Origin of the sequence: Protofrankia symbiont of Coriaria myrtifolia, assembly GCF_900634755.1 — a bacterium.
In the GTDB taxonomy this organism is placed as follows: domain Bacteria; phylum Actinomycetota; class Actinomycetes; order Frankiales; family Frankiaceae; genus Protofrankia; species Protofrankia coriariae.
The window spans coordinates 21,652-28,688 of sequence record NZ_CAAAFS010000007.1 but is presented as its reverse complement, the minus strand read 5'-3'; the positions used below and the strand labels follow the sequence as shown (position 1 = coordinate 28,688).

The window sequence follows — 7,037 nt, the reverse complement described above, 5'->3', positions numbered from 1 at the left end:
CTTCCGGCGAGCTGACCCCATGACGCTCCTTCCCTATGGACAGCGAACCTCAGGTTCGCTGTCCACGGAAGCGGGATCACTCCAACCCTCGTCCGTGCTGCCGTGAGTGGTCTCCGGTGCGATCTGGGTCGAGCTCATACACCGCAGTGTATGACTCGCGCCGAGACGCCGATCCGCCGATCCCGCCGGCTGGTTCCCACCGGCGACCGGCCCGCCGGGTCGGACTGGCCGACGGCGATCCGGAGCAACCACACAGGACCGCACGAGGCCCCTGGCAGGCCTTGCGGACGATCCGGCCGGTCGAGGCCCGGCAACGGACAACCAGCCTGGGAACGGCGCGGACAGGACGGCCCTCGCACCTAGGTGGGTCCGCCCTCACAGGCGTACCCTTGAAGCTGGACGAAGGAGCCCGGTGACTGGACTGATCGACAGTACCGAGATGTACCTCCGTACCCTCTATGAACTGAGGGAAGAGGGCATCCCGCCGCTGCGTGCGCGCCTGGTGGAAAGACTGCACGTCAGTGCTCCCGCGGCCAGCGAGTCCACCTCACGACTGGCCAGCGAGGGTCTGGTCGCCCTCGCCAACGACCGCACCGTGCAGTTCACCGAGAAGGGGCTGGTCCGCGCGACCGCGGTCATGCGCAAACACCGCCTCGCCGAACTGCTCCTCACCGAGGTGATCGGTCTGGACTGGGCACTCGTCCACAACGAGGCCTGCCGGTGGGAACACGTGATCTCCGACGAGGTGGAGGCGCGGCTCACCGAAATACTCGGTGACCCGAAGAAATGCCCGTTCGGGAACGTGATCCCGGCAGGTTCGTTCGACCGCCCGGTGGGGCCGCGGCCCCCGGCACCGCTGAGCCTGCTGGCCGCCACCGACTTCACCAGCTCCAGGACGACCTCGGTCACGGTCAGTTGGATCTCCGAACGATTGCAGACGGACGAACGAACCATGCGTCAGCTCCGGGACGGCGAGGTGCTACCTGGCGCCAGGCTCGTCATCCGCGGGGGCGGTGACATCGTCGAGGTCCTCTCCTCGGACGCGGTCGCCCTGGCTGAGGAGGCCAGCACCTCGGGCCAGAACCCAGGGCAGGAAGCGCCAACCACCGAGATCTCACGGCGTGCGGCAGGGCTCGTGTACGTCGAACACTCTGACGCCGCCCCTCACACCTGAGCGCATACGTAGCGTCATCATCCGGCGCGAGGCCTGGGCACCGGCCGGGTTCAGGCACCGGGGCGCACCGCGCCGGCGTACGTCTCCCACCAGACCGGTTCGAGGCGGATCACCGTTCCCGTTCGCGGCGCGTCGATCATGCTCCCGTTGCCGACGTAGATCCCCACATGGTGTAGATCCTCGCCGAAGAAGACCAGGTCGCCCGGTATGAGTTCGCCGCGGGAGACCCGGCGTCCCTCGTTCCACTGGGCACCGGTGAAATGGGACAGGGCGACTCCTGCCTTCGCCCACACCCACTGGGTGAGCCCCGAGCAGTCGAAGGCGTCCGGCCCGGCCGCCCCCCACACATACGGCTTGCCCAGCTGCGCACGGGCCTGCGCGACCGCGACCACCGCCCCGCCGCTCCCGATCGCGGGCGGGCGGGCCGGCGCGACGGAGGTACCGGTGGATCCGAGGCTGGTGCTGCCGATCAGGTCGCTGCGGCTGCGCAACTGGTCCCGCTCGGCCGCGGCCGCCCGCGCCTGCGCCTGCGCGGCCGCGGCGGCCGCCAGCTCGCCCGCCCGACGGGCCGCCTCCTCGCGGGCATGCGCCTGGCGGACAAGCTCGGCGTGCCGGGCGACCAGATCGTCGAGCAACGCACGTTGCGCCGTCACCGACGCCTCGATGCGCTTCTTCCGCTCTTCGAGGGAGGCGGTTTCGCGCTGCCGCTCGGCAAGCGCCTCCTGCGCGGCAGCCTGCGCGCCGGTCAGGTCGTGGCGGGCCGAGCGCAGTTCGATCTCAGCGGCCCGGCCACGGCGGGCGAGGGAGTCCATCGCGCCCACCCGGTCGAGCGCCGTGCCGGGGTCACCGGAGAACAGCACCGAGAGCTGTTCGAGACCGCCCGAACGGTAGGTGGCGGATCCCAGCGCGCGGCGTCTGTCCGCCGCGGCCCGCACAGCGTTCCCCGCGCGTCGGACGTTCTCGGTGGCCGTCGATACGGCCTGCTCGGCGGCGCTCAGCCGCAGCCGCCCGGCATTGAAGGCTTCGGTCGCCGCCTCGGTCGAGTGAGTCAGTTCGGTGAGCTGCTGCTGGGCAGCCGCTATATCTCTGTTGATCGTGTCGATGTCGTCGGCTCTGGCCGACGTGGCGGCGCCCGGTAGCAGTATGATCCCCCCAGCGAGAATGCTGATCAGACCCAGGGCTCCCGGAAGCCGTCCGAACACCCGGCGACAGCTCCCTGGGACCTCCGGGACGGCCAGCGCATCCCCTGGGGCGGCAAGGACACGGCCCGGCCCTCGCAACGCGCGGCGCTCGCGAGATCTCCGGACGAACGAGACACGCCAACCGGTGTCACCGCAACGGTAGCAATCCGTAGCCAAACCATCACACACAGAGAAGCACGGTAGCCCGTCAGAGCAAGTAGGATCACGCAAACGCGCCGGAAGTCACGAAGGGCGATGTGATGCTCGCCACGGCTCCGTCAGAACGAGCCACGAATCGCCCAATTTAGCGATTTCACATATCGGAAACAGGGAAGATACCGATCCGGAACAGATCCTATCGAATCTTCGGCCGAAGGATCCGGGACGGCGGGTGGGCCGCGGACCGGTGAGCATGATCCACGCGGGCACGCGGGGCGACCGACGGGAGAGACATGGCTGCATTGGACACGGGCGACACCGCCTGGATACTCGCAAGCTCGGGAGCGGTACTGCTCATGACCCCCGGGCTCGCGTTCTTCTACGGTGGCATGGTCCGGGCGAAGAACGTTCTGGGCATTCTGGTACAGAATTTCTTCACTATTGGCATCGTGACCCTCGTCTGGACCGTCGTCGGCTACAGTATCGCCTTCGGTTCCGGCAACAAGTTCTGGGGCGGCTTCGACTTCGTCGGTCTGCAGGATCTGACCGCAAGCGACACGACGATACCGGCGGTCGTTTTCGTCTCCTTCCAGATGATGTTTGCGATCATCACACCCGCTCTCATCACCGGCGCCTCCGCGGACCGGATAAAATTCAGCGCCTTCGCCGTTTTCGTCGTCCTGTGGTCCGTCCTGGTCTACTCGCCGATAGCCCACTGGGTCTGGGCGAGCACCGGCTGGCTGTACAAGCGCGGCGCGCTGGACTTCGCCGGTGGCACGGTCGTCCATGCCAATGCCGGTATCGCGGCGATCGTCCTGGCTGTCGCGCTCGGGAAGCGCCGGGGCTGGCCCGCCGGTGACTTCCGGCCGCACAACGTCCCGTTCGTCCTGCTCGGCACCGGCCTGCTGTGGTTCGGCTGGTTCGGTTTCAACGCCGGCTCGGCTCTCGGCGCCAACAAGGTGGCCGGGTACGCCTTCCTGAACACCCAGATCGCCACCGGTGTGGCCCTGCTCGGCTGGATCGCCGTCGAACGGCTGCGCGACGGCAAGGCCACCGCCCTGGGCGCCGCCTCCGGAGCCGTCGCCGGCCTGGTCGCGATCACCCCCGCGTGTGGTTTCGTCTCGCCGTTGGGCTCCATCGCGGTCGGCGCGATCGCCGGCGTGGTGTGTGCGCTGGCCACCGCCATCAAGGGCAGGGTGGGGATCGACGACTCGCTCGACGTCGGCGCCGTCCACCTGATCGGCGGTGTCCTGGGCGCGCTGCTGACCGGGCTCTTCGCCACCGTCGACACGAACCCGAACGGCAAGGACGGTGTCTTCTACGGCGGCCCCTGGAGCGTTTTCGGTGAGCAGGCGCTCGCCGTCGGGGCAACCGTCGCCTACTCCGCCGTCGCGACCGCGATCATAGCTTACGCAATCAAGTTCGTCTGGGGGCTCCGGGTGAGCGACGAGGAGGAGGAAATCGGCCTCGACGAGTCGCAGCACGGCGAGACCGCCTACCGCCTCACCTTCACCGGGGGCGGTACCGGTAGCGGCGGCGCGTCCGGGTCGGCTACTCCGGTGCAGGTATCCGAGGAGGTCAAGGCGTGAGCGTGAAGCTGGTGACCGCGGTGATCAAACCGTTCAGGCTGGAGGACGTGAAAACCGCGCTGGAAAACCTCGGGATACACGGTCTGACCATCTCGGAGGTCCAGGGCTTCGGCCGGCAGAAGGGCCACACCGAGGTGTACCGGGGGGCCGAGTACAAGGTCGACTTCGTCCCGAAAATAAAGATCGAAATCCTCGTCGAGGACGACGCCGTCGAGGAACTGGTAACCGCCATCACCACGTCCGCCCAGACCGGGAAGATCGGCGATGGCAAGATCTGGGTGGTACCGGTCGAAACCGTCCTACGGGTACGCACCGGTGAACGCGGATCGGACGCGCTGTAGCGTTCCGGAGCCATCCGCCGCCGGCGGCGGCACGAAAGAAACACCACCGCGCCGCCGCCGGCCCTGCCGGACCTGCTGCCCACGTCCGGTGACCGACGGCCTGATCGGTGTGGGCCGTCGACCGCCGGACCGGCCGGAGACTCTCCTGATGGTCAGGGACACTCTTCTCACAGCGAACAGTGATGAACTACCGACAGCGATGAACTTGGTCAGCCCCTGGTGACGAACCGACTGGCGGCGCTCACCGGCCGCTCCGAGGAGTTCGGCGGCATCGTCGGACCAGCGCTGCGCCACGCTCTCATGGGCATCGCGGACACCACTTTGCGTGACCTCTTTGGCGAGCCGGGCCCCGGCGTCGCCCTGCTGGCGGTCGGTGGCTACGGACGGGGCGAACCCGTCCTCGGCAGTGATCTCGACCTCGTCCTGCTACACGACGGCCGCCGGGACGACGTCACCGGCATCGCCGACACCCTCTGGTATCCGCTCTGGGACGCCGGGATCGGCCTCGACCACAGCGTCCGTACCGTCGACGAGGCCGTCGCGGTCGCCGACGACGACCTGAAGGCAGCGCTGGGCCTGCTGACGGCCCGCCCGATCGCCGGTGACCGCGTCCTCGTGGGGTCGCTGCTCGAGCGCGTCCGCGCCCGTTGGCGGGCCCGCTCCCCCCATCGCCTGCCCGAACTCGCGGACCTGGTCGCCGACCGGGCCCGCCGCCACGGCGACGTCGCCTTCCTGCTCGAACCGGACCTGAAACAGGCCCGCGGTGGTCTGCGGGACGTCCATGCCCTGGCCGCGCTCGCCACCGCGTGGGCCGCCGAGACCCCGCCCGCGCGGGTACTCGAAGCGCACCGGGTGCTCCTCGACGCCCGTGGCGAGATCCGCCGGCTCGCGCACGGCCGCCGGCAGGACCGGCTGCTGCTGCAGGACCAGGCCGCCGTCGCGGCCGCTCTGGGCTATCCCGACCAGCTCGCGCTCGCCCACGCCACCGCCGACGCGGGCCGTACGATCTCCTGGACCTGGGACACCACCTGGTACCGGGTCTCGGCAGGCCTGCGCTCGTCCGCGCGCCGGCGCCCCGGCCCCCCGGTCCGCCGGCCCCTCGACCAGGACGTGGTCGAGCAGGACGGCGAGGCGCAGCTCGCTCGGGACGCCGATCCCACCCGCGATCCCGCGCTGGTCCTGCGGGCCGCCGCCGCGGCGGCCCGGGCCGGCATCCCCATCGGCCGATACGCCCTCAACCGGCTTGCCCGCGAAGCCCCACCCATGCCGGCACCGTGGCCGGACGCGGCACGGCAGGCCCTGGTGGCCCTGCTCGCCACCGGCCCAGCCATGATCGGCGCCATGGAGGCACTCGACCAGGTCGGGCTGCTCGTCCGGCTGCTGCCCGAGTGGGAGGCGGTGCGCAGCAGGCCGCAGCGCAATCCCTACCACCGCTTCACCGTCGACCGGCACCTGCTGGAGACAGCCGCCGCCGCGGCGGCGTCGACCCGCGAGGTCGACCGGCCCGACCTGCTGCTGCTCGGCGCCCTGCTGCACGACATCGGCAAGGGCCGGCCCGGCGACCACACCGACGTGGGAGTCAAGATCGTCCACGATCTCGCGCCACGGCTCGGGCTCCCGCCGGCGGACGCCGACGTGCTGGTCACGATGGTGCGCCAGCACCTCCTGCTCATCGAGGCCGCGACCCGGCGGGACATCGACGACCCGGCGACCATCGAGGCGGTGGCCCGGGCCGCCGGCAGCCCCCGGATCCTCGGCCTGCTGCACGCCCTGACCGAGGCCGACGCACTCGCCACCGGCCCGACGGCCTGGAGCCCGTGGAAGGCACGGCTGGTGGGCGACCTGGTGGAGCGGGCGATGGCGGTCCACAGCGGCGGGCGTGCGCCGTGCCCGCCCGCCCTCACCGACCGTCAACGGGCTCTTCTCACGCTCCCGGACGACTACCACGTGGCGGTCAACCCGCTGCCGGACGACTCGATGTTCGAGATCGTGGTGGTGGCGCCCGACCGTCCCGGGCTGCTGGCCGCCACCACGGGAGTGCTCGCCGTCAACCGGCTGGACGTACACCGTGCCTCCGCCCGCGGCGAGAACGGCCGGGCGCTGTTGCAGGCGGCGGTGGCGAGCACGCACGACGGGGGGCCCAGCGCCGGGAAGCTGCGCGGTGACCTGCTGCGGGTCCTCGCCGGCCGGGTCGACCTGGACGCCAGGATCGCCGGCCGGGAACAGGCATACGCGGCCGCCCGGCGCCGGCTGCCGCCCGCGCCACCAAAAATCATTTTTGACGACTCCGGATCCGACACGGTGGTCGAGATACGGACGCCCGACCGTGCCGGGGTGCTGTTCCGGATGGTCCGCGCGCTCACCGACGCCGGGCTCGGCGTGCGTACCGCGATCGTGGCCACGATCGGTCTCGACGTCGTGAACGCCTTCTACGTACGGGAGGCCGACGGCAGCACCGTGGGGAGGCCCGGGCGGCGGGAGGAGGTGGCGAACCGCGTCCTGGCCGCGCTCGGATGAGCGCCCTGTGTCCGAGCGTGCCGTCCGCGGATGCGCCGAGCGCCCGGCCTCGCCGGAGCCGTCCGCGGGCCCGGGA

The 7,037-nt window shown here is 70.5% G+C and carries 5 protein-coding genes; 4 read left to right on the top strand and 1 reads right to left on the bottom strand.

The features are described from left to right. Window positions 1-412 precede the first annotated feature (412 nt). Entirely contained in the window at window positions 413-1,174 is a 762-nt protein-coding gene (locus tag CM1CMNOD_RS00335) for a metal-dependent transcriptional regulator (protein WP_013871673.1), read from the top strand. Between the two features lie 50 nt (window positions 1,175-1,224). Here CM1CMNOD_RS00335 and CM1CMNOD_RS00330 read toward each other — a convergent pair whose 3' ends face one another. After that, window positions 1,225-2,376, bottom strand: coding sequence for an NlpC/P60 family protein (locus CM1CMNOD_RS00330; protein ID WP_013871672.1), 1,152 nt, complete (start codon window positions 2,374-2,376; stop codon window positions 1,225-1,227). A 431-nt stretch (window positions 2,377-2,807) separates the two neighbouring features. Here CM1CMNOD_RS00330 and CM1CMNOD_RS00325 point away from each other — a divergent pair, with 431 nt between their 5' ends. The 3 genes from CM1CMNOD_RS00325 (at window position 2,808) to CM1CMNOD_RS00315 (ending at window position 6,961) form a co-directional block, all read left to right on the top strand. After that, on the top strand, window positions 2,808-4,103 hold the full coding sequence (locus CM1CMNOD_RS00325) for an ammonium transporter (protein ID WP_013871671.1): 1,296 nt from the start codon (window positions 2,808-2,810) through the stop codon (window positions 4,101-4,103). A gap of 2 nt (window positions 4,104-4,105) precedes the next feature. Then, window positions 4,106-4,444 (top strand): P-II family nitrogen regulator, encoded by a 339-nt coding sequence (locus CM1CMNOD_RS00320; protein WP_043602660.1) that lies wholly within the window; start codon window positions 4,106-4,108, stop codon window positions 4,442-4,444. Window positions 4,445-4,663: 219 nt separating this feature from the next. Further along, window positions 4,664-6,961 (top strand): [protein-PII] uridylyltransferase, encoded by a 2,298-nt coding sequence (locus CM1CMNOD_RS00315; RefSeq protein ID WP_013871669.1) that lies wholly within the window; start codon window positions 4,664-4,666, stop codon window positions 6,959-6,961. Window positions 6,962-7,037 lie beyond the last annotated feature (76 nt).

What these genes read in the sequence shown, in the direction of transcription:
- CM1CMNOD_RS00325 (WP_013871671.1), top strand. Translation starts at nt 2,808, where the DNA reads ATGGCTGCATTGGACACGGGCGACACCGCCTGGATACTCGCAAGCTCG.